Origin of the sequence: Paenibacillus sp. FSL R10-2771 (assembly GCF_038000205.1) — a bacterium.
In the GTDB taxonomy this organism is placed as follows: domain Bacteria; phylum Bacillota; class Bacilli; order Paenibacillales; family Paenibacillaceae; genus Paenibacillus_AQ; species Paenibacillus_AQ phytohabitans.
Genome location: NZ_JBBOBM010000001.1, coordinates 5,842,888 through 5,865,049 on the forward strand (window position 1 = coordinate 5,842,888; position 22,162 = coordinate 5,865,049).

28 protein-coding genes are annotated in these 22,162 nt (G+C 49.8%); all 28 read right to left on the bottom strand.

What is annotated here, in order from left to right; genetic code table 11:
- Positions 1 to 2: 2 nt before the first annotated feature.
- The 28 genes from NSU14_RS24955 to NSU14_RS25090 all read right to left on the bottom strand — a co-directional run bounded on the left by NSU14_RS24955 (position 3) and on the right by NSU14_RS25090 (position 22,151).
- Positions 3 to 341, bottom strand: a complete 339-nt coding sequence (locus NSU14_RS24955) for a hyaluronate lyase N-terminal domain-containing protein (protein WP_340947596.1) — start codon at positions 339 to 341, stop codon at positions 3 to 5.
- A gap of 17 nt (positions 342 to 358) precedes the next feature.
- Entirely contained in the window at positions 359 to 1,381 is a 1,023-nt protein-coding gene (locus tag NSU14_RS24960) for a DUF2793 domain-containing protein (protein ID WP_340947597.1), read from the bottom strand.
- A gap of 1 nt (position 1,382) precedes the next feature.
- A complete protein-coding gene (locus NSU14_RS24965; RefSeq protein ID WP_340947598.1) occupies positions 1,383 to 1,796 on the bottom strand; it encodes a phosphoglucomutase in 414 nt (137 codons plus the stop codon).
- 1 nt (position 1,797) lies between these two features.
- Entirely contained in the window at positions 1,798 to 2,931 is a 1,134-nt protein-coding gene (locus tag NSU14_RS24970) for a baseplate J/gp47 family protein (RefSeq protein ID WP_340947600.1), read from the bottom strand.
- Entirely contained in the window at positions 2,931 to 3,383 is a 453-nt protein-coding gene (locus NSU14_RS24975; protein WP_340947602.1) for a DUF2634 domain-containing protein, read from the bottom strand. The genes NSU14_RS24970 and NSU14_RS24975 overlap by 1 nt, the downstream gene beginning before the upstream one ends.
- Positions 3,376 to 3,717 carry a hypothetical protein gene (locus NSU14_RS24980; RefSeq protein WP_445670098.1) on the bottom strand — a complete coding sequence of 114 codons (342 nt, stop codon included), beginning with the start codon at positions 3,715 to 3,717 and terminating at the stop codon, positions 3,376 to 3,378. Before NSU14_RS24980 ends, NSU14_RS24975 begins: the two co-directional genes overlap by 8 nt.
- Positions 3,718 to 3,754: 37 nt before the next feature.
- Positions 3,755 to 4,765, bottom strand: a complete 1,011-nt coding sequence (locus NSU14_RS24985; RefSeq protein ID WP_340947604.1) for an XkdQ/YqbQ family protein — start codon at positions 4,763 to 4,765, stop codon at positions 3,755 to 3,757.
- The gene (locus NSU14_RS24990; RefSeq protein WP_340947605.1) at positions 4,762 to 5,424 is read right to left on the bottom strand and encodes a LysM peptidoglycan-binding domain-containing protein; all 663 of its coding nucleotides are present in this window, start codon (positions 5,422 to 5,424) and stop codon (positions 4,762 to 4,764) included. Before NSU14_RS24990 ends, NSU14_RS24985 begins: the two co-directional genes overlap by 4 nt.
- 24 nt (positions 5,425 to 5,448) lie before the next feature.
- The gene (locus NSU14_RS24995) at positions 5,449 to 5,667 is read right to left on the bottom strand and encodes a hypothetical protein (protein WP_340947606.1); all 219 of its coding nucleotides are present in this window, start codon (positions 5,665 to 5,667) and stop codon (positions 5,449 to 5,451) included.
- A 51-nt stretch (positions 5,668 to 5,718) separates the two neighbouring features.
- Positions 5,719 to 8,718, bottom strand: coding sequence for a phage tail tape measure protein (locus NSU14_RS25000; RefSeq protein ID WP_340947607.1), 3,000 nt, complete (start codon positions 8,716 to 8,718; stop codon positions 5,719 to 5,721).
- Positions 8,719 to 8,916: 198 nt separating this feature from the next.
- On the bottom strand, positions 8,917 to 9,375 hold the full coding sequence (locus tag NSU14_RS25005) for a phage tail assembly chaperone (RefSeq protein ID WP_340947608.1): 459 nt from the start codon (positions 9,373 to 9,375) through the stop codon (positions 8,917 to 8,919).
- 34 nt (positions 9,376 to 9,409) lie between these two features.
- On the bottom strand, positions 9,410 to 9,823 hold the full coding sequence (locus NSU14_RS25010; RefSeq protein ID WP_340947609.1) for a phage tail tube protein: 414 nt from the start codon (positions 9,821 to 9,823) through the stop codon (positions 9,410 to 9,412).
- A gap of 13 nt (positions 9,824 to 9,836) precedes the next feature.
- A complete protein-coding gene (locus tag NSU14_RS25015; RefSeq protein WP_340947611.1) occupies positions 9,837 to 11,306 on the bottom strand; it encodes a phage tail sheath subtilisin-like domain-containing protein in 1,470 nt (489 codons plus the stop codon).
- The gene (locus tag NSU14_RS25020) at positions 11,307 to 11,507 is read right to left on the bottom strand and encodes a hypothetical protein (RefSeq protein ID WP_340947612.1); all 201 of its coding nucleotides are present in this window, start codon (positions 11,505 to 11,507) and stop codon (positions 11,307 to 11,309) included. It lies immediately after the preceding gene.
- Positions 11,508 to 11,524: 17 nt separating this feature from the next.
- The gene (locus tag NSU14_RS25025) at positions 11,525 to 12,352 is read right to left on the bottom strand and encodes a hypothetical protein (protein WP_340947614.1); all 828 of its coding nucleotides are present in this window, start codon (positions 12,350 to 12,352) and stop codon (positions 11,525 to 11,527) included.
- Positions 12,349 to 12,768, bottom strand: coding sequence for a hypothetical protein (locus tag NSU14_RS25030; RefSeq protein WP_340947616.1), 420 nt, complete (start codon positions 12,766 to 12,768; stop codon positions 12,349 to 12,351). Before NSU14_RS25030 ends, NSU14_RS25025 begins: the two co-directional genes overlap by 4 nt.
- 2 nt (positions 12,769 to 12,770) lie before the next feature.
- Complete coding sequence (locus NSU14_RS25035; RefSeq protein ID WP_340948991.1) at positions 12,771 to 13,154, bottom strand: hypothetical protein; 384 nt, start codon at positions 13,152 to 13,154, stop codon at positions 12,771 to 12,773.
- Positions 13,154 to 13,498, bottom strand: coding sequence for a hypothetical protein (locus tag NSU14_RS25040; RefSeq protein ID WP_340947618.1), 345 nt, complete (start codon positions 13,496 to 13,498; stop codon positions 13,154 to 13,156). Before NSU14_RS25040 ends, NSU14_RS25035 begins: the two co-directional genes overlap by 1 nt.
- Positions 13,499 to 13,526: 28 nt before the next feature.
- Complete coding sequence (locus tag NSU14_RS25045; protein ID WP_340947619.1) at positions 13,527 to 14,561, bottom strand: hypothetical protein; 1,035 nt, start codon at positions 14,559 to 14,561, stop codon at positions 13,527 to 13,529.
- A gap of 16 nt (positions 14,562 to 14,577) precedes the next feature.
- Positions 14,578 to 14,973, bottom strand: coding sequence for a DUF2190 family protein (locus NSU14_RS25050; protein ID WP_340947621.1), 396 nt, complete (start codon positions 14,971 to 14,973; stop codon positions 14,578 to 14,580).
- A 19-nt stretch (positions 14,974 to 14,992) separates the two neighbouring features.
- Positions 14,993 to 16,174 (bottom strand): hypothetical protein, encoded by a 1,182-nt coding sequence (locus NSU14_RS25055; RefSeq protein WP_340947623.1) that lies wholly within the window; start codon positions 16,172 to 16,174, stop codon positions 14,993 to 14,995.
- On the bottom strand, positions 16,149 to 16,556 hold the full coding sequence (locus tag NSU14_RS25060; RefSeq protein WP_340947625.1) for a hypothetical protein: 408 nt from the start codon (positions 16,554 to 16,556) through the stop codon (positions 16,149 to 16,151). Before NSU14_RS25060 ends, NSU14_RS25055 begins: the two co-directional genes overlap by 26 nt.
- Before the next feature lie 14 nt (positions 16,557 to 16,570).
- Positions 16,571 to 16,744: a hypothetical protein gene (locus NSU14_RS25065; protein WP_340947627.1), complete on the bottom strand. Its 174-nt coding sequence runs from the start codon at positions 16,742 to 16,744 to the stop codon at positions 16,571 to 16,573.
- A gap of 271 nt (positions 16,745 to 17,015) precedes the next feature.
- Positions 17,016 to 18,038 (bottom strand): retron-type reverse transcriptase, encoded by a 1,023-nt coding sequence (locus NSU14_RS25070; RefSeq protein ID WP_340947628.1) that lies wholly within the window; start codon positions 18,036 to 18,038, stop codon positions 17,016 to 17,018.
- 3 nt (positions 18,039 to 18,041) lie between these two features.
- Entirely contained in the window at positions 18,042 to 19,526 is a 1,485-nt protein-coding gene (locus tag NSU14_RS25075) for a phage portal protein (protein WP_340947629.1), read from the bottom strand.
- Positions 19,519 to 20,970: a phage terminase large subunit gene (locus NSU14_RS25080; RefSeq protein ID WP_340947631.1), complete on the bottom strand. Its 1,452-nt coding sequence runs from the start codon at positions 20,968 to 20,970 to the stop codon at positions 19,519 to 19,521. The genes NSU14_RS25075 and NSU14_RS25080 overlap by 8 nt, the downstream gene beginning before the upstream one ends.
- Entirely contained in the window at positions 20,960 to 21,907 is a 948-nt protein-coding gene (locus tag NSU14_RS25085; RefSeq protein ID WP_340947633.1) for a terminase small subunit, read from the bottom strand. Before NSU14_RS25085 ends, NSU14_RS25080 begins: the two co-directional genes overlap by 11 nt.
- A gap of 67 nt (positions 21,908 to 21,974) precedes the next feature.
- The gene (locus NSU14_RS25090) at positions 21,975 to 22,151 is read right to left on the bottom strand and encodes a sporulation protein Cse60 (RefSeq protein ID WP_340947635.1); all 177 of its coding nucleotides are present in this window, start codon (positions 22,149 to 22,151) and stop codon (positions 21,975 to 21,977) included.
- Between the last annotated feature and the right edge of the window lie 11 nt (positions 22,152 to 22,162).

Genomic DNA, 22,162 nt, shown 5'->3' on the forward strand with positions numbered 1-22,162 from the left:
GGCTATACCCCCTTAAGTTGATTCCAGGTTAGCGGACCTTTAGGCATGTACTCATGCGTGTGCACAGCCGGCGGGAATGTAGAAGGCTTACCTGAAACACCGGACCAGGGTACGGCATCAGCGGAAGTGGCAAAATCGACCTTCCCGTCATTGTTGGTGTCGTAAATGGACTTAAGCATGTCCCCTGATGTCTGCGCGGCCACCAGGAGCACATTCCCGCTTGAAGTAGTACCGATATAGAGCTTGCTTGTATCCGTGCAATATCCCAGTTCACCGACAGCAAGAGTACCTATTGCCGATTCCAAGCCGCGGCGGACCTGAATTAATACCTTTCTTGCCATTTCACCTCACCTGCTCCCTAGAATGTTCCACCGTCAATGACACTGACCATAAGGCGATTACCATTTGCCGCATCATAGACAATACTTTCCGCGTCAATACTGGCCTCAATTCCTGTGGAGTTCACCATTATACCTTTGCCTGGTTTGGCTGCTACACTCGTTGAACCTACAGTAATCCCGTTTCCGGCTCCCACGGTAAGGGTTACGGTGTCGGCTTGCCCGCCGCCAGTCAATCCGTTGCCGGCTGTTACCGTCTGCAGCGCCCCGCCAGTCCGCACCCAGGCCGTCCCATTCCAGCTATATATCTTCTGCTCGTCATCCACATAAGCCGTCCAGCCGACAGCCGGAACATAATAGGCCCATACTCCTGACTGGTACTCAGCGATCTGGCTGGTCTTACCTGCCCATACACCCGTAGCTCCAGCCGGGATGATGTACCGTTCACCTTCGACCGGGCTGGCCGGCGGAGCGGTCAGATTCTGATCCTTGACCGATGCCTGAGGCTCGATATTATGCTTGGCAAGCTCAATTTCATTCTTGATTTTCTGCGCGGACCATATATCCGTAATGGCTGTGCCTGTGTCATTAATAACCCTGTGCTTGGTCGCATCGTCAATATGAGTCTTAATCTCAGCAGCCGTTTTCGTATTGGTTCCGTCCGATACCTTATTTGGATGCCCCGCGGTGATGTCTGCCTTGAGTATCTTTGCATAGGTGGTACCGTCAGCAACATTATCAATTGTGCCGGTCAGATCGGCCAGCGAAAGCACATTCGCGCGAATCCAGGTTGACCCACTATCAAAGTACAAATAGCCAACATTGGAGCCGCTTGTTACATAATAGAGTCGGCCGACAGAAGCCGCGACAGGCCGTGAGGCTTCCGTTCCTGAGAGTACTCGGCCAACCATCGAATTTGATGTACCGTCCCCGATGTAGATTTCCTTCGTGTCTGTGCAATAGCCCATTTCTCCGGCCAGTAGCGCGCCATATGTAGAAAGCTGCGCCTTTGTGCCGCGTTTAATCTGTATGGTCTGAGACATGTTACACCCCTCTCGTAAATGATCCGCCGTCTATCAAACCATTCGATTTATAACGTTCGATTTCTGTCTGCGTGGTGGTTACTGCAGATTGGAGGACGTTGATATCGTCCGCCTCCACGGTATCACCCGGCGTTTCGTAGGTAATATATACTTCCGGAGCCGCTGAAAATATCTTTATTACTCTGCGCCAAGGTGCGTCACTTGGTACAGATAGTGTCCAATTTGTAAGCTGGATCCCAGTAAGCATTGACCCGGTATACACTTGGACGGTCTGATTGTTAATGTTGTCATGTTGAAGAGGTCCGTTATACACTCCAGCAGAGATCGTAACGCGCTCTTCAATGACATAATTGCCCCCGGTGGGTTTCTTGTTCAACTTTTCGGAAAATACATCAATATTATCTGGATAAGACATTTCACACCCCCAAATTGACGGTTCCGATTAGAGGGACTTCCTCGGGCTGCAAAGATATATTCCCTGTACCGCCATTCAGCTTGAGATTGGTATAATCCAATACTCCCTCCGTCCCAAGCAGCATCGCTCCGATTACCGCTTGACTGACATAGGTTACTGCGAATGCTGCGCCTGCCCTCCATGATTCCAAGCGCAAAACGAAAGCATCCTGGATGTTCTGTAACGTGTATCCCGCGGCAAGTGTAATCGTAGCAGCTATATTTACGGTTTTACCAACGGCGGAAGTCACCGTTACAGTAGCTCCGATAGGCGCTTGACCTTCCCCATGACCGGCTGCAGGATCAATATATACTTGGACTTCATTCACTAGTGAAGATGGAGCCGGTAACCTATCAGAGTTCACTATAACTACCTTTACGGTACCTGGACCGCTCCAGAGCGGGAATACTTTGGCCGCGCCTACACCGGCAATCTCCAAGGCCCACCGCAAATAGTCCGCTTTATTACCACTTGTCCCCGGGTTACGAACTCGGAGATAATAACGATCCAGCAGGGAAACGTCAGACTCAGTGTCTGTACCACCGGTTATGGCCGCTGCATTCGTGACAGCCGTTACGCCTGTTATGGGTGTGCTCAAAATCTCGATAACGCCAGCGGTCACATTACCCGCCTCTCCAGCTACTATGGCACTGATGGGAGCGGTCACCGTTCCACCTGCGGGAATTGTTGCATTTGCGGTTGTAATATACTCAATACTTGATTGTCCGGTTATATCATCAGCAGGTGTCGCTACAACGGTACCCGCAGGAATGCTGCGCCCGGCTGTACCCGTAAAAGTGACCATTCCTTCCGCAGACACTGCCGCTCTCCGGATAACACCGTGTTCAGCTGCTCGGAGAGTAAGTTCATCTGACCGATACGCCGGATCAGTGCTGGCTGCCGTACTGGCGAAGCCACGCCGAAGGATCTCACGCGCCCATATCACCGCTTGCGCCAGCTCGAAAGCTACCGGTTCCTCTGCATCCCAAATAAAAGAGCCCTCAGACTTGTCAATGTCCTCGGGCACTCGGTTCAGCAGACGCTGCATAATTTCTTCTTCTGTTTGGTCCTGTAGGTAAAGAGATAGATCAGACATTAAGCATCCGTCCTCCCTTCTATATTTTCTGATTCCTCTCTCACATTCGTAATGCTGCAGCTAAAACTGCATGCATCGTCCGCCCAGGTAAAGACAAAATTTCTCACGCTGGCCGTCCTTGGGTCCACCATCAGCGTTTCCGTTACGATCCGCTGTATTTCGCTCTCCTGCACCGCTTTGCTATATCCCCGGCCGATCAAATCATCAAATTCCTGCCCATGGTTACGCGAGTATATAACGTGCCGATATCTGGGTGTAAGTAGCGCCTTCTTGCACCACTGCACCCAAGCCTCTTTTTCATCGGCGGCGGCGACCTTACGGGTGGGAGTCATTATAAAGTCCCCTGCTTCAAAATCAAAGCGCCAACTCCTGCCGAATGTCACTTCAGCGTCAGTGGTCCCTGCTCCGTCCGCTCCACTCCACCCGATATCATCCGGGAATAAATTAGGCACAGTTATCCACCACCCTGCATAGTACAACAACGTCATTGCCTCCGTTTACAGGGATAGTTAATACCCGGTCTCCTGTCTGCAGCCCGGCAGCCATATCCACCTGAACACCTTCAATATCCTTTGCCGGGACGCTGAAGGTCGCTGTCCCGCTCCCGCTCCCGGTGTTGATGGTGCCGGACAGGCTGTAAGCAGGCATCCCGAGTGTTACTGTCCATCCCGCGACAAGGTAATCCTGAATCTCATGCTTGAAGCTATCCAGCTTGAGCCCAGAAGCTGTAATTGTGCCCATTTCTGCCGGGACGCCTGCCAATGACTTTGCAACCCCTTTGCCCATCGCCTCCTGAAATGCTTCATGGAGCGCATCGTATGCATCACCCATATTTCAAGAAATACCTCCTTTTGACGTAATCAGCAGATGCCAGCTCCAAGTTCATGTGTCCCGGGTCGCCCAGTGTGTGACTGATTGACGTTACAATCAGTTCTGATCCGTTCAACTTGACAGCATCCCCTGCCCGTAGCGTATTAATATCAATCCCGGTATAAGTGAATGTTTCCTGTATCCCGGTAAGCATCGATTCGGCAAGCTTCTTTCCGGCCGCCGCAGTCTTCACATCCTCATCCTGTACCATCCGCTGCAGCGTACCGTATTTTTCGGTTTCACCCGTTGCAATAGCAAGGATAGGGGACGGCGCCTCCTCCTTGCTGCCGGATTCCTTGGTGCGGGTGGTCTCCTTGCGGTCTTCTGTCCCGATGACCTTGACCTTGGTAATAGCTCCCTCTAGGGTGCGGCGGCGGGACACGCTCTCCGTTGCCTTCAGGACCCACACCGTTTTATTGCTGCCAATCTGAAAGAGCTCTAACCCGGTGGTTGTCATGCGGGGGATGTACATGTCTCCTCCCGCCTTAACCGTCTCTTGCAGGTCCGCAGTAATCATGTTGTAAATAGCCTGGGAGCGGTATACTGCCTTCTTCAGCTTGGTTTTAGTATCCGGGATGGTGGAAAGCTTCATCCCCCAGTCCGCCGCATACTTCCGGAGCCGCTGACTGGCCGTCTGTCCAGCTGGGAACAAGTATTCATCCTCTGACTTGGATATATAGATTGTCCGGTCATATATGATAATGTCCAGAGTCTTTATATTATCCGTGCTGCTGTTAACTTCCCACACTACTCCTGGATCAAGCAGCGGCTTCCAGTTGCTCTCCCCGTACGGTACTCCGCTTATCCTGATAAGCTCTGCCGGATTAATGGCCTGCATGGAAGCGGGAACGGTAATCTTTACAGTAGCTGTATAGGATATCTGATCAAGAGAATCCTTCAAGGTTATACTCTCGACCAGCTCCCGGAGATAATACTTGTCCAGGTGTACCACTTCATAACTCATGATGGCATCACCAGCTTCTGGCCGGGCTTGATCTTGCTGGCATCCGGGCCAATCGTGCTTTTGTTCAAAGTATAGATGGCTTCCCATTTTGCACTACTACCAAGCTCCAGCTTCGCTATTTTTGATAAAGAGTCCCCTGACTTCACGGTGTAGGTCTTCGGGGGCTTCTTAGTATCAGGCCGGCTAACCGCGGGCGCAGCGGTTGTGCTGCTCTTACCGGAAGCTGACGCCGCGGTCGTACCTACCTTGGTGTGAACGATGGGCTCCCGCCATGTCCGCAGGGTCAAGTCAAAGTAAACGTCACCCGGTTCCCCACCCTTGAAGGTCGTATCATGGACAGAGAGAACGACCAGGTTATTTACAAAGGTGTCAGTGATGATAAACCTCACTGGCTGCTTGCTGACCATAAGGGTGGTTAAGATGTTCATTGCCTCCTGAGGCTTCGGAATATTTTGCGTGACACAATACGTATCCGGCTCTATGGGAAAAAAAGAAGAGAAGGTGATTTCCTTCACCTTCTCTCCACTCGGATAATCAAACTCTCCGAAACGTACTATGTTAACCGTTTCAATGCCTTTTCCACGGTTTATTTTGATTTCTTCCGGATTGACCGGGAAGACGAAGTTCTTACCCGCTCCGTCTATAAGGTGTAATTCCATAGGAACACCTCGATTATAATTTTTTCAATTGAAAACAAACAAGCAAACTAAAAGCACGCTACAAACAGCGGCATTTCTAAATTCTTTTGAAAAAACTTGTTTATTGTTATCCTTATAAGCCCATATCGCATCTTTCCAATACCCAACAGCCGCAAAAAAAAGCCCCAACAATAAAATCCCAAACCCCCACCATTGGGAATGAAACCAGTTAAGTCCTTCGACTACGTTATTAAAAAATGTCAACGAAATCCCCCCTCACATGATTCTATTCTCCATATGAGAGGGATTTCCTTTTTACTCCTTAAGATTTTGTGTTTTTCGGCGCATCGCGTCTGCAAGTCGGCTTCCCACCTGCTGCCCGATGGCATCATAATCAATATCATCACTTTTTACATTGACCTGAATTGCACCATATGGCAGATTGACATTGATTTGATTAGTGGTTTCCGCTTTTATGTTACGAATTCCGCTTTCCATGGTGCTAACCTGTTCAGGAGACATGATAACCGTCTGCGGCTGAGTAGACTTTCCCGCTGTAGCATTGACCTGAAGCTGGGATACACCGATCTTGGATGCGATCGTTTGCAGACTCTTGCTTAGAATATCTGATACAAGCGGCGATTTTACAGTTTCAACAGGCTTTGGCGTATAGGGAGCGGGAGTTCTATTCAGCACAGTATCTATTCCGGGATACTTATTTCCTAACACGGCATCAATTTCCGGTATATCTACTGTGCTTTTACCATACAACTTATCCATGATTTTGTTACTTACTCCTTTACCAGTCCAGGCCCCACCGAGGGCACCGCCAATACCACCAATAATAGCACCGATAACATTACCCGCTCCTGGAACCACAGTACCTGCGGCCCCCCCTAATGTAGCACCTGCCCACGCTCCAGACCATCCACCTACTGAGCCGCCGACTTGTTCGGCACGATCTCGTCCAGAATCCGCTTTAGCAATGGAATACGCATCTGCCGCGACCATGATAGGTAAAACTGCCTTAGAAGCTACTTTCAGTCCTGGTATTGCAAAGTCTTTAGGAGGATTCGTCAGCTTACCTCCTGGACGATAACGCGGATCTCTACGAAGAGACTCTATGGGTATCCGCGCTGCATTAGATGCGCCGGCAGCTCCTGAAGCGGCTCCGCGAGCTGCGGATTCTCCCGCAATTATGGTTCCTTCAACCCCTGCGCCAGCACCGGAAGCACCTTTTCCTAATACTGTTTGAACAATGTTTTTCCCTTTTCCGAATACAGATTTACCTATATCTATTGTTGGCTTAAGGAATCGTTTGAAAAATGATGCTCCAATAGCGGTTGCTACAGTTCCTGTTACAACCGCTGTAGTTATAGTGCTGCCAGAAGGTTCATTCACGGCATTCATCCCAACGTTCGCCAAAGCATTTGCGGCCTTTTTGGCAATAGCTCCGGCATCAAATGCCTCAATAAAGGAAGTAAAGAATGCCTCTCCCGCTGATTGCCCCGCTGTCTTGTATGGAGAATCATCCCCATCATCTAGCAGCCCGAGCGCTCCCATGAATATGCCCTTTAATGCACCGCCAAGTCCCGCTCCAATCTTGCCGGCCATGTTTGCAACAACACCGCGGCCGGTAGATTCATACCATCCGTCAAATTGGGCCTGCAGATCATCAAAAATAAACCCGATTTTTCCTGTGAAGGTCAGGTTTTTGAAATCCGGATTGTTTAGGAAGTGTTTCTTCACATAGTTTTCCGCTGTGGATGTCATACGCTCCATGGATGCCGTCAACTCTGGTGTATACTGAGCTACTGCGGAAGCCAGCTTCGTTACTACCTTCTGGATAATCGGCAAAGTAGGAATCAGGGCGGAAATTTGAAGGGTTTCAACTGCTCCCTTAAACATTTCTACGGCCCCGGTAGCAGAATCCATCTTATCCTTGGCAACCTTCAGGGCGGTAACATTAGACATTTCTCGCTGGAAGGCCTTGATACCTTTGGCTCCCTCTTTATACAAGATATTCGCTGCCCGGATGGCATCCGTACCAAACATTTGCTTAAGGTAGTACTGCCGCTGCTCGTTTGTCAGGCCTTTCAGCTTACTTTGCAGCAGGTCGGCCATGGATGCCATATCCTTGATGTTTCCCTTTTCATCATAAAACGCTGAATGCATCAGGGTATTAGCCATCATGTAATCCTTGGTTGCTTTCGCTGCCTTCGCTGTCCCTGGCTTAATGCCTTTTTGAGCCGATACGTACTTCTCAAGCGCTGAAGTGATATCTTTTACCGAAGAAGAAGCAGGTTTTATTCCCGCCTTATTCAACACCTTCATACTTTCTGTCACATCGACCGTCAGGAGGTCAAACTGCTTGAACAGATTGTATGCTTTGGCCGTTTCCGGAACGAGATTAATCAGGAAGGTCTTCAGGGATGTACCTGCATCCGATCCTTTCAATCCGTTATTACCAAACACCCCGAGTGCTAAGTTTGTATCCAGGAATGATGCCCCGACCCCATCCGCTACCGCTCCGACCATGGATAAAGAATACCGTAGGTCGTTCAGGTCGATGGCGGAGGCATTCGCCGTCCCGGCCAAAATATCTGAAGCCTGCGCAGCGGTAAGAGCATCCTTTTTGTACGCATTCAGTGAGGTGGACATGAGCTCTGCCGCTTCGGACATCTGCATGCCGCCTGCAGTCGCCAGGTTCAACCCGGCAGCAAGGGCACCCTCTTGAATCTTCTGCATGGACAAGCCCGCTTTAAACAGAGTTTCAATCCCCTCTGCTACCTGCAGGGCGTTGTACTTGGTACGCATCCCTTCGGCCAAGGCGAGAGCTTGCATTTCACCTAATTGCTTATCATCGATTTGAGTCAGCGCCTGAATGGACTTCATTTGATGTTCAAACGACATGGCCTTTTGTGTAGATTTGACGGCCGTGTATGCCGCTCCTGCTGTAAGCATCGCCGCTCCGGTAAACGCAGCATTCACCGAGACCCGAAACACCTTCCGTGTAAGATTCCCCAGCATGGAAGATACTTTTCCCAGTCCCGCTGTCGCTCGGTCTACAAGCCGCACCTCCGGCTTCGCATTAATACGGTCCAAACGGTTAAGAGAGGACGTGAGCCTGCCTGCCGGCGCGGTCATTCGGTCATTGAGGGAAACCGTAGGGTTAATGCGTGTCCGGCCTAATGCTGCCGCTCTCCGCTGCGCCTGATCCATCATGCGTTCAATGGCCCGCAGCTGCTGCTCGGTTCGCTCTACACCGCTTGTGCCGATGATAAGGTCTAAGTTATAGAATTCCTTATTAGCCATTCGTCACCCGCCTTCCCTTACGCCCGCTTGGTATCCCGGGCATTATCGGAGGGTTTTTAGAAACTATCTCCATCTCCCGCTCCGTGAATGCCCGCAATAGCAGCTGTTCGCCTTTGGGTAAAGCCCAAAACGCCCCGGGGCGCAGATCATGCTTTGTCCATAAATAGAACAAGAGAGAGATCATACCCCCGGAGCGGGTTAGTTTTTTACTTCTTCAATATCAACACCGAAGCCGGACAGTTCAAGTACCTTGTCGCCTACCGCGTCCAGTTCCCCGGCCAGTAGCAGCCGGCGGACAGCCTGGTCGCCGCCTGAAAGTTTCAGCTGGCTTGTGATTCGCTCATCGCCCCAGCCTTTCAGAACAAGCCTCTGCTCTTTCTGCTCTCCATAATTACGAATAACTTCAATGCCTTTAGTGGCTTCCTGAATCAAAGTGGAGTTGAAGAGCTCATTATCCAGCTTCTCGGTCTGCATTCCCTTCACATTCTTTTTGGACGTGCAACGTTCCCGGATGCTGTCAACTCGGCTGGAGGTCAAGCCATTCAGCGTGACACGCAGCCCGAGACGCTTGATAAATACGGATTCTTCAGGGGCTGTTGCTGCCGTCTCGAAGAGTTCAGCCAAAATCTGTTGATCGGTTAATTGTTGTTCACTCATAGGGTGTAAGCCTCCGTTTTATTGTGGTTTGTATTTAAACAGTCGCATTAATCGGGTCGAGCAATTCAAATCCTTCGAAGGTAAACGGTGTTTCCTCCGTCACTTCTTCACCGGCAGTCCAATTGGCAATTTGCATACTATCCGGCATGCAGCGGATCAAACGAATGGTTTCATGCCCATACGCTTCAGGGTCGTCCAATTTGGAAATGATATCGAACTTGGAAAATTCCCGCTGCAGCATGGAAGAGCTGACCTTATAGCCGCTGATTGTACCCGTCCCGCTCTTAGCTCCGATTTTGTACTGCTTCCAGTTGTAACCGACCAAGTTCAGCTCCCGCTTATCCACATCGATCTTTGCTTCCAAATGGTTAATATGCGTTTGCCAAACCCCATCAATAAAGGCCTGTCCATACGTACCGAGAATGACTTTGCTTGGATCTAATGACATCCTTTACCCCCCTTTATTGCACGTTGAACGTGCCGAAAATTTGTTCCATAACGTCCGTATCATCTGCCGTCCAAGTAAGAAAGACTTGATCATCTTCAGGTGTCATTGCTGGAGCGGAGCCGTAATATCTCGGGTCAAGTGCTACGCTGTAGCCGGTTGACTCGATCACACCTTCTGTTGCCAGTGTCCGGAGGTAGTCTTTACCCGCTCCTATCAGTGCAAGGCGACCTTCAGCGGTGTTGTTGACCTTACCGATGTAGTTATCCTCTGCCGTCTGCATCAGATCATAGGTAATCTGGTCCATCACGCGGATTTTCCGAATCTTTTTCCAGCCTTTGTTTTGACCAACCCGCAGGGTGACCAAGCTGTTAATGCCTTTCAGTGCTTTCACTTTCCGCCCATCATGGATTAGGAGGAATACGCCGCCTTTTACAGCAGACTCTTGTTCCGAACGTGTCCAGCGCCGTGTAACATCCTCAAAAGGTGAAGCGGCATAAGTAGTGGATCCGCTCAAAGCAGTTCCAGCAATAAGACCAGCCACCCATGCGGAAGTTTGCGCGGAACTGTAGGAAATACCATCCAAGATTCCGCCGACTCCAACATTAACGACACCCTCAAAATCAATTGTCGCGCTGCGAGTAACAGCAGTACTCACCGCTGTAGCCCCTGTATCCTCCACTGCGGAACCTCCAAGCACGGAAATGATACCTTTACCCTCTGTCCGCAATCGCTTCACCCAGGCAACCACGCTCGTTCTCAGCGCGGCATCGGAAATACCATCCAATGCGAGCACATGGAAGTCCTGCGTTTCAAATGCACCCAGAGCTGCAATATAGTCCGCATTAACAAGTCCGGTGATTCCGGAGTTGCCGCCAGTCAAAGCAACATTTGTGACGTCTGCCAGGATGCCATTGCCCGGAAGGAGAACAGTAGCTGTAATCCAGGCATTGCCTGCATCCTCATTGATAGCTGCTGCCGCTGCTGCAAGGGTCCCGCTTGTAAATGTGAATGTCCGCAGCAGGGTTGTTCCGTCATACAGTTTGATATCTTTCTTGGCGCTGTCCACCAGGTTAATAGCAACTGTCAGGCGGAAGTTATTCCCGCGGGCTCCCTTGTATTTTGCATCAATCTTCAGAGCATTCACCGGCGTTGCCGTTGTGTCCTGAAGCGTTTTGGTTGCAATAGCTGCGGAAGAATCCACAAGGCGGTAAGCCAGCACCTTTTTAGGCTGAGCCAGGAGAGCTAACCGCAAAGTGGTTCGTGCTGTTGCATTGTTTGTTTCATCGTCTGTAAACAGTTCAGTGATTGCGGCTTCGCTGCCTACTTCAACAAATTGCTTATCCGGCCCCCAGTGAGCCTTTACGGGTAAAACGACAGTTCCGCGGGCTCCAGGTTCGATGGCAGCCAGCGCCGCTGCTTGAAAAATCATGTAAAAGCCCGGCAATACAGGCATATCAGTTGCGCTCCATGTTCCTCCAGCCATTTACAGCACCTTCCTTCCTAAAAATTCGTCAATCAAACTTTGTGCCTCAACCACAGTCAATTCGGTTTTGTTGCTGCCGTATAAAGCACCCTCTAATACCTCCGGTCCGCATGAAAAAAGAGCCCCGGCATGCGCCAAAAGCTCTTGAACAGGTACGGAAGGTATAACCGGCTGTGCTGCAGCTCCTGCTTTCTCTGCCACACTTACCACCTCGCCTTTCATATTCGTTTATAGTTGACTTCCGCCATCAGCGGGCCTTCATCCGTCAGCTTCTGAACCTTCCGACTCAAGGTGACCGTAATCTGTCCCTCTTTAATAGCATCCGCTTCCGTGTTCGCTTTTGTGTCCTTCACCGTCATGTACCTACGGTCAAGCACATCAAGCGGAATCTTTGGCACACTGCCGATTGCCTCAATGAGTTTTAACACACTGTAATGCTCCTGGTTACCGTCAGGGCCGAGTACGTGAGCGGTGAACTGCTTCGTGAGCTGGAACATTCCCACCCCGAGCGGCTTTGCCTCCATTCCGGTGATCCGCCACATGATAGAGTTGCGGGAATACCCAACTGGCCAGACACCCTTATAAACGCTCCAATCTGGACCGAACAGTGTTTCGGTCCATGAAACCAGAGCATTAAGCCACGGATCTAAGGTAACCGGAACACCGGCACCCATTGGCTGTAAAGCCATCACAGCAAATTGCATACCGCGCGTAATGGCGTCCCAGTCTTCATCTACAGTGTCCTGAGAAGAACCAATATAAGAACAGGTGAACACCTCTCCCGCTTCCGTGACAAGCGGTTCAGCCACAAGAGCGGCGGCTATCTCCTGCTCCAGCTCATCCACAACCTCGAAGCTGGTACGCGAAACGTAAGGCCATACCTCAATGATCCGCCGGAAGCCTGCCCATGCGGATTCGTTGTCATCGTCACCCTGAAGCACAACAGCATAAGGTTTTACACTGTCTTTGCTCGCAGCGTGCGGTTCAAACACATCCGTAAGAGCGGGAACGGCTTCTATAATTCGATTCCGTATTGCGTTCCTCATTGCATCCCCCACCATTTCGCCAGGGCTTGCTTGATTTTGCCCTTATATTTCTTCGCAGTCGGCAGTACAATCGGCCGCGACTTGGTGCCGGGATGGTTCACCTTCTTAACCGGATGCGCCGCTCCCCGCCAGTATAAAGCCTTCTTATTCTTTGGCCGGATTACATGGGGCTTCGTGCCTTCCTCCAGGAATGTTCCGTATTTAACACCATGCGCAAGGTACATTACAATTTTATTTTTACCCATAGGCCGCGCTCCACTGTGAAGTGCCCGGCGAGCGGTAGCTGTGCGGTCTGTCCACGTGGCCCCGGTCTTCATTTCGCCTTCAGCAGTTTGTGCAAGGTTTTGGATAATCGCAAACGCCCCGGCCTGCTTCCGCCTCATGTGAGCGCGGGCATTATCTCCAAGTTTCGGCACGATTACTTCACCCTCTCCAGATCCGCCTTGTATCCAACAATGATGTTGTTAATCACATGCGGCATAACCTGCAGCACCTTGAACGTATCCCCCAAATGGCTGAATGTATCCGTTACCTCGGTGCCCGCTTGGATATCTGCATATTCATCCGCCAGCAGGCTGTATGCTTTATCAATCTGCACGGTACCGATGGTTCCTGAATCCACCTGGGGGGACTGAGCATTTCCACCGATGAAGATTCGGACGGTGACAGGCAGCAGTTCTGTCTTGATTTCCTCGTAACCGCCACCCTTCCTCCGCTTCCCCTCCCGGTGTATAACAATGGATGAAGGATTCTGACTGATGTTCCAAGCGATATGCTTACGGCGTAAAGCTACGAAGTCCATCACAGCACCGGCGGCGGGTTGACGCCTAGGATAAAGCTGCCGTAACTAGCTTTTGCAGTGGCCTCCGCTGCCGCAGTATCATACTGCTTTGCCATGGCGAGAGCCTGGTTCAGCAGATCCTTAAGGGAGGTCATATCATATTTCTCAGAGCCGATGCTGTAACTCTCGATATCACCTTGCAGCAGGCCGGCTTTTTCCCTCCATCCGGCTGCTGCGGCGCTGTTCATGGAATCCGACTCAATCAGCAGCATATCAATATCATGGTCGGCGAAACGCGTATTAACCTCGGTCCCGCCCGCAGGGATACTCTCATTGAGCAACCTACGGAGCCGTGTCCGAAGCATTGGGGTTACATCCATAATGTTCACACCCTTATGAGAATGAAATTTCCTGTACGTTCTCTTCAACAGCAGCATAAACGCCGCGGTACGACCATCCGATAATTTGAGCTTCCACCAAGCGGGACAGGTCTCCGGCGATGGACTCAATTTGCAAGTCTTGCTTTTCAAGCTCCTTGAAACCCCGCTTCGGACGAATCAAGTAAGCTTTTCCTGGTGTAACACCGGCATACGTGTACGTTTTACGACCTACAATCGTTTCCCATCCATCGTAGTACACAATTTCACTGATTCCCGAAACCGCAGGATACGTTGTGCCATTGATGGTATAACCACCCTTAATCGCCATTTCAATGTTTTCTTTGTCCATGCTGGAAGCGAGAAGGATATTCCCTGTCCGCTTCGCCAATCTCGCATCGCTCAGGCCTTTGTTCAGGGTGTGATACATTCTGACCCACACCGGATCAGTTGTTTCACCTTGGTAGGCTGTCTTGTTCGCAGTCTTATAGTTAAATGAGATAATCGGACCCAGATGCATGTCGTTCAATTTAGCATTGTAGGCTTCACCCATTGCCTTATTGTAGATTTCTACAATGTAGAAGGAGTTAAAATCCTTCATCTCTTTGGTATACTCAAACCCGGCTGTCTGGGTCAAGATACGGGCAACAGGACCGTGTTCAACGTTAAGGGAACCGAATTTCACTTCTTCGCCTTCCATGTGATCGGTGAAAACAACGGTTCCATACAATGCCCATTTCGCGTCAATAACGCGTGGGAACGTAGGGTCTGTAATGTTTTCATAAATCGAACGGTAAAGCACAGGTACTTGCTCACGCCCGATTTCAACATCAAGAACCACTTTCTTGATCAAATCCTTGAACTGCTCCAAGCTACCGCTGGTGAGCATTTCACCAATAGGCCTGGTGAACTCCAGTGTTTCCATTTCACCATTAACGATTTTCTTGATTACAACCAACTGCTCCCCGTTAACTGAAAAAGGGATATCCTGTTGGACAGTCCCTTTACGGCGCTCTTCGCGCAATGTATCAACGCTGATTATCTTTGTCATATGATGTTATCCCCCTTTATACTTGCGGTCCAAGAATGAACCAGATTACGTTATTCGCATCCTTGCCGACAGTTACGCGGCCCACTTGACGGTTATCTGTAGCTGTTTCCGTAAACTTACTAGTGCCGGCCGCCCAGTAAATAGCTGTACCGGCAGCGAAGGCCTGACTTGTGCTGATTTGATCTGTTTCAAATTCTGCTTGTTCAATATCTAAAATGACTTCAGCGGTTTGTCCAGCCCCTGTGGTGACGGATTGCTTTGCAACTCCGAAGTAACCGCCGAGCAGATAAAACTTTTCAGCTTCAATTACTGTGTTCTGAGGCACAGTAACACGTACTGATTTACCATCGCTTACCTTGGCCCGTGCAACTTGGGTACTGGTTGTTGGTACTGGTTGACCTTTATATGACATAACCTTTTCACTCCTTCTCTTAGATGCTGGTACGGCGTGTTTTCACGCTGGAACCGGCATTATTGTTATTGTTGGATCTGTTACCGCCTGTGCCCGCTGCTGGATCAGTATGATAGTTGCTGACAATGGCTTTAACGGCTGCATCTGCCAGGAAGGTATCCATTTCACCGGCAATCTGCTCTTTAGTAGCCGTAGGGGCGATGGAAGCAGAATGATAAGACCACATCTTGCCGATTGCCGTTGCCGGGTCCTTAATATCCTTACGAACTGCTTCAGACGTTACTTTCTCCGTGATCATTTCACCAACAATTTGATCCCGGCCAGCTCCAGCGTCTTTATCTGCTGCTGCTTTCAGGGATTTGAAAAGGTCTTCGACATTCATCTCACCAGTCACGCCGAGGATTTCAGCCGCTTTACCGCTGATTTCAAGCGCGCGCTGGACTTCCTTTGCAAATTCCGGCGTAAGCTCCCGGACAACCTCCTGGTCCGTCAGCCCCATTTCCCCGGCCAGCGTCCCAATGGTTACGCCCTTCATACCGTGTTTCTTCTTCACTTCTGCAATGACTTGTGCCCATTCCACTTTCTCACCATCTCCCTTCGTATTTTCGGGGCCTCCCCCTTCTAAATCCCACATTTCTCCGGACGTAGCGACTATCCGCGTGCTCATGCCGGCGCGGTCAAGCGGGGTCCAGTCTATAGATAGCGGATCGTATCCGACAACGTTCGTTTCACCGTTTGCCTTTTGCAGCTTCGGCATACCAAAAATAGAAACTTGGGTGATTCGTTTGCCGCGAATCCAGCGTTTAAGGTCAACCGCCGAGGCATCGACAAGGCCGCGGAAGTAAGCCGTTTCCCCTACCATCTTCGCGCCGATCCAGTGCGTCACCGGAGGAAGGAACTGATTACTGACATCCTCAGCCTTTTGATGACCCAGGAAACCATTCAGCGTCTTACTCATGACGGCATCCACGATATTCCGCAGCGACTCGCCGGTGTAGTTCCACCCGCGCTTTGATTTGGAAGCGGGAATCTCAACTACAACCTGTAGGGGATCAGCATCGCCCTTCTTCAGCTCTTCAACATCTACCCCGGAAGCAAGCGGGACATCATCGACCTGCATTTCTCCTGTAATTCCAGCGAAGAGCCGGAATAGAGTTTCACTGCTGTCGGCCATTTCACCGCAAATCAGAATCTTTTTCATTTTTTGTCTCACCTCCTCTCCTTGCAAGTTCGATGTAACCGGACGTCATCATATTGATTGCCTGCTCTTCAGCTACCGCCAGGTGGCCCTCGTAATCCTTTGTCATCGGAATTAGATGAATGTGCAATAATTCATGAACCAATGTTTTCTCCATATCTTGTGGATAAGGTTCATCCGGAGAATAATCCAGCGGATCAAGAATTCTGATGGTTGCTGACCTGTGTTCTTCGTTTATAGTAATGACTCCATTGCAATTAGCAATCTTCATATCCCGTTCACGCTCGATGCTAGTTTTAATATCCCAATCTTGCAGCCGTAGGACCTTTTGCCATTCGGCGCACTTGTCTCGCAGTTTTTCCTTGGTGTAAATAACTGCTTCCAAGTCAGTCACCCCCTTCACTGGATAGCTTCCAATTCTTCAAGCAAATCTTCCGTCCGCTCCCCACGGTCATACCGAGCGATTACATTAGCGATATTCATCGCGCCGAAAGCTCCGTATGGAATCTTCTTATATTCCTCCAGCATGAAGCGGGCATTATCAATTGCGGTTGACCAGCGTTCTTCCTCCATTGGATTCCACCCTTTCTGAACAACAAAAATAGCCGTTCCTCCGAAGTTTCGGAAAACGACTCTATAAGACCGAAATTCTGCAAAATAGGCTTAATTCTTGCATACTATTCATGAATTTTAGTCAACAAGCTGAATAAAAGGGCGATTATATACACTAATATTGTATTTATATTCAAAACGTACTACATATAGATGGATCCTTAGAACAAACACACAAAATGCATACATGCTCACAAAATATAGATATTAACCACATGTCTACGCGGCTCCTTTACGCCACCTTGGAATACACATTCTCATACCAGTTTTCCAGGTCCGGTTGACTGGCTGGAGACTTGGTCCACTGGTTAAGCCGTTCCATGAATAAATCAAGATCCTCATGCACTGCAATAAGCACGCACAAACAGTTTGGATGTGCCGGCATGTGTGGTTCCTGTCCAACGGGCCAAACTCCCCGGCCTAGGTCATGGTCGGCTGCGGCCAGGTCATCGCATATATCCGGTTTCGGATGAGCACCAGATAACACCCATTTCATCCCGGAATAGCTCGGACTCACCCGAGCTGCTGCAATCGTGCCCTCTCCAAAAGCTGCCGCCGTCTCTGTCCGGACCAGCCGCAACGCTTCATAAGATAGGTCACTCGGAATCCGATTGCCCATCCGGTCCATCATTTCCGGATAATCGCCGGAAAGTGTCTTCTTCCCGCTTCGAACATATTTTTCAAGGAAGCGGGCCGTCTTCACCGGGTCCTCGCCGTTCCTAATGCCGTCTTGGATGATCTCCGTCATGGTATGGCGCGCCTTGATTCCTTTTTGCCAAACCCGGTCTGACAGCATCAGTCCGTTCTCACTGCGCGCCCACATGGCATCCACGGCCTGCTTGTTGGTCCGGAATATCATTCGCTCCAGCGGCTCCACAGGTATCTTAGCGCTGCTGAGATGGAGCTTTGTGACGTCAAATGAGTAACCCGTTCCGGCATCCACTCCCTTGATGATATATTGATTCATCCTCTCACGGAGTGACTGGGGAATATTTGTTTCCCGCAGCGTCTTCATGAGAGGATCAAGGTAGCGCTCGTTTAGCTGGCTACCATATCCCCGCTGCCGCAGGCTGCGTATCTCCTTGGATACTTGGTCTCCAGCTTTGATAAAAATCCTGCGTACTTCCGGCTCTTGGTTCAGCATCAGAGAGGTGTACTTTTTCCTGGCCGACAGTGCAAACACCGCGTATTTACCAGCAGTCATTTTAAGTTCCTGCAGCAGCTTACGCGCGGACTCCGTTGCATAATCAGCCATGGGTTACACCGCCTCCTTCTGTTCTGCCTCAAAGAGCTGCCCATCCTCCAAACGCCTTAAGAGCAACTTCGTCTTTAAAATACGGTCCTTCTCATACTCTATTTTCTCATCGTCTCCATCATATGGGTGCATCGTATCTACCCAGTAGGAGAGATATTCAACAGCAGCCTGCTCACTGATCAGCCCGCCGGCAAGTGCCTTATCAAGAGCTTCTACAATTATTTTCAACTCTTCGGCAACATCCTTAGAGTCCCGCTGATCCACTGTTTCCCATACAAGCGAAGTTTCATAGGTGGAAAATGTAGTTACTTCAGCCTGCGAAGTCATAGACAGCACCATGCGGGCCAGAAGCTGCCAGGAGTCCGTAAAGGACTTCCGCTTCCGCTCTACCTTTTGGATAAAGATAGGCATCTGCTCTTTGACACTGGACAAGCTGGACGGCGTATGCACTCCAAAGATAAACTCCGGTGTTTCTGAAGCGGATACGATGCAGTAGAATACGAATTCGAGTAGCGCTGTTGCATCACCTGTGGCGGACTTCGCTTCAATAAAGGAAGCATCCTCTTCCCCCTGGAAGATCAGAAGCTCCTTACCGTGTAAATCAATTCTTCCACCTTCAGCAGCAAACTTCTTCGTGTCACTAATCCCAAAATTATTAAGAAGGAAGCTAGGAACATCTTTCAGTTTAAGCTTTAACCGAGGCGTGCTGTGCATTTTGGATCCTTGAATAGCAGCAAGGAATACATCATGATATACCTTCAAGAACGGTTCTACAGATTCCAGATCACTCTTGCCGAATTCGGTTGTTTCGTCACCGTCATTTTTGAAATGAATAATAGGGATGAAGCCCCACGGATTATCATGTTCACCTGGTTGCAGGCTAGGCGGCTGGTCACCTTCAACTTCGATAATTCGATTCTCTACTGTGAGCCTTTGCTTAATCTTACATTGCTTCTTTGTCCCGTCTTCGTCATACCATGTATGGTCCGCTTCCAGCACATACTGTATCACTTCTCCAGTAAGCGGGTCCTTATCAATCCGCTTGACCTGTTCCGGAGGGATGATGTTATATACTAACCGGGATTCCTTCTCTGGATAAAGCTTAGAAACTTTCTTCTCGCGGGTAAGCCAAACGAAACAGTCTCCCTCTTTAATAGCATTGAGGTGTGTCCGCTGGGCCTTGGATTCATTCTTTTTCAGGAAGTCATTAACAATCATCTGGGCTTCTTCATCCTTCGATTTAAACTCAGGTAATCCGATGTAGCCCACTGTAGCGTTAACCACTTTCTTAGCAAATCCCGCTCCCAGCTTATAATTCTCCTCGGTGTTGTCGTAAAGCGCACGGGCTTTGGCATAGTCTACACGGCTGGAGTCAAGCCTGTACGTACCGCCCAGCGTGCCGGTAATGACTCCCCAAAGGCCTGCCATACCCTGCCGCAGTTTAGACATTTCGCCTACCGCTCGATCTACCAAACGCCATCTAGCCATATACCCTACCTCCTCCCAGTATTGATGCAGCAGCCGGATCAATTACAGCTCCTGTTTTTGCAAACGCCAAAATAAGCGCATCCGCTCGGTCAGGAGACCGGAGACCACGCTTTTTCATTTCCTTCTTTGATTCAAGAATGATTTTCCCCTTGCTGGTTACGGTATATTTCCGGGTTGAAAGCTGGCCTATCAGATCCTCATCATTTGGAATCTGGATATCCTCTGCTTGCAGCAGGTCCCGGACCGTTGCCCACGCTTCAGTACCCCAGTTCTCGTAATGTTCAGCATCAAGGGCCTTTCCGCCATTGTGGCAATCTACCACGGTGATATTTAGGCCTTCTTCTCGAACAACCTCTCTCACTCGGTCTGTCACGCCGCCGCCAACACCATCATCATCAATCTTCACAGTGCAGCGAGGGCGCCCGAATTGCTGCATACACTCCTTGGCTGTGATTATTACCCATCCGGCGGTAACCATCGTATCATTTTTGGAATAATGACGGATATACGGAACCAGCGCCCCGATCCGGGGAATAATTGTGGTCTCATCATCACCGAAGCGGGCAACGTCTACCCCAATTTCTATTTCTGCTGTTTCAGGAATGCTAGATTCCCAAGTCCCGGTGTCTTCATCAAGAATCTGAACATATACTTCTCTGGCCGCCGCGGTCTCCGCAAGCTCCAAAGGAATGAAAGTATCCGGTTCTGATCTCGGAAACTCTCCGTCTGCCCGGACACGGACCACATCGCTGTCTTTACCATATTTATTCTCAAGCATCTCAATATTTTTCTTATTGGTCCGCTTGCTGTTACGGCTTGATACTCGATGTGCCCTATAGGTTCCTCTATCCTTATGATGACTGTCATAAAAAAAACCGCTTGTCCGCGTGGGGTTGCCACACATAAGCAGCTTATTGTCATCACCAGTTAGAGTACCGAATATGGCTTCCATGATATCATCTTTGACGCCGGAAGCTTCGTCCACTATGAACAACATATGGTCTTCGTGGAAGCCCTGCATGTTCTCCGGCTTCGTTGCTGTCCGAGCTGTAGCAAACCAGCGCTTCTCCTGGCCGATCATATAAATCTTGGTCTTGGTCCATTTCAGAAGGTTTTTGACCTTTGAGCGCTCCAGCCACTTCGCCACCTCGGACCAAAGTACATCATGGAGCTGCTGGCGAGTAGGAGCGGTACACACTACCCGGGAATTGGGCCGGCAACACAAGAACCAAATGACTAATGCCGCTTCCAGCGCGGTCTTCCCTACACCTTGACCGGAACGCACTGTTACAAAACGCGAGTGAGCCACATCGTACATCACAGCCAGTTGCCATGTGTCCGCATCGAAATCAAGCATATCCTCTGCAAATGCAGCCGGCTCGTCCCAATATAGATCAACCAGGGCCGCCATAGTTGAAATAACGTTATAAGGCTTAGCGCTCATCGTTCATCACCATAGCCTTCCGCTTCTCGGCAACATCCATCAATGCAGTTACCCAGGCTTGTGCTTCACCGTTACCGCCGCCTTCAATTTTCTCAATCTCTAGCTGCGCTTTGCGGATTTTCAGGCGGGTTTCTTCATCCATATAGTCGGTATACTTCTCAAGCTGCTTCAGCGCTTCAATCTTGTTGTAGAGCTTCACGCTGAAACCGTCTTTGCCTTCCTTCACCTCTGAAATGATGCTGGTGTCTATCACATCAGAATTGACCAGGTTCACAAAATTCTGGGTGCCCGTCATCGGTTCTCCGTCTTTGCCTATGATTGGATCACCCTTTTTGTTGTGAAGAGGGAAGTCTCGGCTGCCAAAATTGACGTAATCTCCTGTGTCAGCGAATGCGATTTTCATCCACTCCGCAATGATCCGCTTAATGTCCAGCCCCAGCTCCTCGGTGTATTGTTCCTTGGCCTGCTTGATGGCCGCCTGTATCTCAGGTTTCCTGAGGTTTTCCCAGCCGATGGCATAAGCGGTCTTCTTTGAGTAGCCAGCAGCGATTGCCGCTCCAGTTGCATTAAAGGTTCTCAGGTACTCAAGAATGAAAATCCGCTGTTTCGGGGTCAACCCTTCTTCATCTGGTTCACCTGTATCCGGTTCATCTTTCGCCGGCGGAGGCTGCTCCCGGATTGGAACGTTCCGCTGCTGATTGGAACGTTCCGTATTTATTTCTGGAACGTTCCGTTTGCTTTTCTTGGACTTTCCCGGCGGCTTTGGTTCCTTCTCGCCATTCAGGGCGGCTTGCCAGTTGTCTTTACTCTTCCAGCCCCGAACCGTACCGTCTGGCACTCCAAGGCTGGCGGCTATATCAACGATGTCTCTCTTACCGCCACTCTCAATCCATAGTTGTTCTGCTTCGGCCCTCTTCGGGTCTCTCTTCTTTCCCACTACATTTCACCACCCCCATATTCGAAACATTAAAAAAAACACCCCTAAGGGTGTTTTAGTTTAGCTTCTATCCTTCATAAATAACTAGCGCGGTAAATAATTCACCATCATCGTGACCCTTTGTACTTGATGCATTGAATTTTATATCAATTATATCTTTTCTCTGTAACTCATTAACAAACTCATTTAATTGTTCTTCTAATTTACTTTCTTTGTATTGTGAAAATATCTTCACTTTTACCATTTCGACCACCT

What these genes read in the sequence shown, in the direction of transcription:
- NSU14_RS25045 (WP_340947619.1), bottom strand. Translation starts at nt 14,561, where the DNA reads ATGACAAAGATAATCAGCGTTGATACATTGCGCGAAGAGCGCCGTAAA.
- NSU14_RS24990 (WP_340947605.1), bottom strand. Translation starts at nt 5,424, where the DNA reads ATGGAATTACACCTTATAGACGGAGCGGGTAAGAACTTCGTCTTCCCG.
- NSU14_RS25050 (WP_340947621.1), bottom strand. Translation starts at nt 14,973, where the DNA reads ATGTCATATAAAGGTCAACCAGTACCAACAACCAGTACCCAAGTTGCA.
- NSU14_RS24955 (WP_340947596.1), bottom strand. Translation starts at nt 341, where the DNA reads ATGGCAAGAAAGGTATTAATTCAGGTCCGCCGCGGCTTGGAATCGGCA.
- NSU14_RS25070 (WP_340947628.1), bottom strand. Translation starts at nt 18,038, where the DNA reads ATGGCTGATTATGCAACGGAGTCCGCGCGTAAGCTGCTGCAGGAACTT.
- NSU14_RS25010 (WP_340947609.1), bottom strand. Translation starts at nt 9,823, where the DNA reads ATGTCATTAGATCCAAGCAAAGTCATTCTCGGTACGTATGGACAGGCC.
- NSU14_RS24980 (WP_445670098.1), bottom strand. Translation starts at nt 3,717, where the DNA reads ATGGGCAAAGGGGTTGCAAAGTCATTGGCAGGCGTCCCGGCAGAAATG.
- NSU14_RS25090 (WP_340947635.1), bottom strand. Translation starts at nt 22,151, where the DNA reads ATGGTAAAAGTGAAGATATTTTCACAATACAAAGAAAGTAAATTAGAA.
- NSU14_RS25035 (WP_340948991.1), bottom strand. Translation starts at nt 13,154, where the DNA reads ATGGACTTCGTAGCTTTACGCCGTAAGCATATCGCTTGGAACATCAGT.
- NSU14_RS25000 (WP_340947607.1), bottom strand. Translation starts at nt 8,718, where the DNA reads ATGGCTAATAAGGAATTCTATAACTTAGACCTTATCATCGGCACAAGC.
- NSU14_RS25025 (WP_340947614.1), bottom strand. Translation starts at nt 12,352, where the DNA reads ATGAGGAACGCAATACGGAATCGAATTATAGAAGCCGTTCCCGCTCTT.
- NSU14_RS25040 (WP_340947618.1), bottom strand. Translation starts at nt 13,498, where the DNA reads ATGCTTCGGACACGGCTCCGTAGGTTGCTCAATGAGAGTATCCCTGCG.
- NSU14_RS25015 (WP_340947611.1), bottom strand. Translation starts at nt 11,306, where the DNA reads ATGGCTGGAGGAACATGGAGCGCAACTGATATGCCTGTATTGCCGGGC.
- NSU14_RS25065 (WP_340947627.1), bottom strand. Translation starts at nt 16,744, where the DNA reads ATGGAGGAAGAACGCTGGTCAACCGCAATTGATAATGCCCGCTTCATG.
- NSU14_RS24965 (WP_340947598.1), bottom strand. Translation starts at nt 1,796, where the DNA reads ATGTCTTATCCAGATAATATTGATGTATTTTCCGAAAAGTTGAACAAG.
- NSU14_RS24970 (WP_340947600.1), bottom strand. Translation starts at nt 2,931, where the DNA reads ATGTCTGATCTATCTCTTTACCTACAGGACCAAACAGAAGAAGAAATT.
- NSU14_RS25055 (WP_340947623.1), bottom strand. Translation starts at nt 16,174, where the DNA reads ATGAAAAAGATTCTGATTTGCGGTGAAATGGCCGACAGCAGTGAAACT.
- NSU14_RS25080 (WP_340947631.1), bottom strand. Translation starts at nt 20,970, where the DNA reads ATGAGCGCTAAGCCTTATAACGTTATTTCAACTATGGCGGCCCTGGTT.
- NSU14_RS25075 (WP_340947629.1), bottom strand. Translation starts at nt 19,526, where the DNA reads ATGGCTAGATGGCGTTTGGTAGATCGAGCGGTAGGCGAAATGTCTAAA.
- NSU14_RS24960 (WP_340947597.1), bottom strand. Translation starts at nt 1,381, where the DNA reads ATGTCTCAGACCATACAGATTAAACGCGGCACAAAGGCGCAGCTTTCT.
- NSU14_RS24985 (WP_340947604.1), bottom strand. Translation starts at nt 4,765, where the DNA reads ATGAGTTATGAAGTGGTACACCTGGACAAGTATTATCTCCGGGAGCTG.
- NSU14_RS25005 (WP_340947608.1), bottom strand. Translation starts at nt 9,375, where the DNA reads ATGAGTGAACAACAATTAACCGATCAACAGATTTTGGCTGAACTCTTC.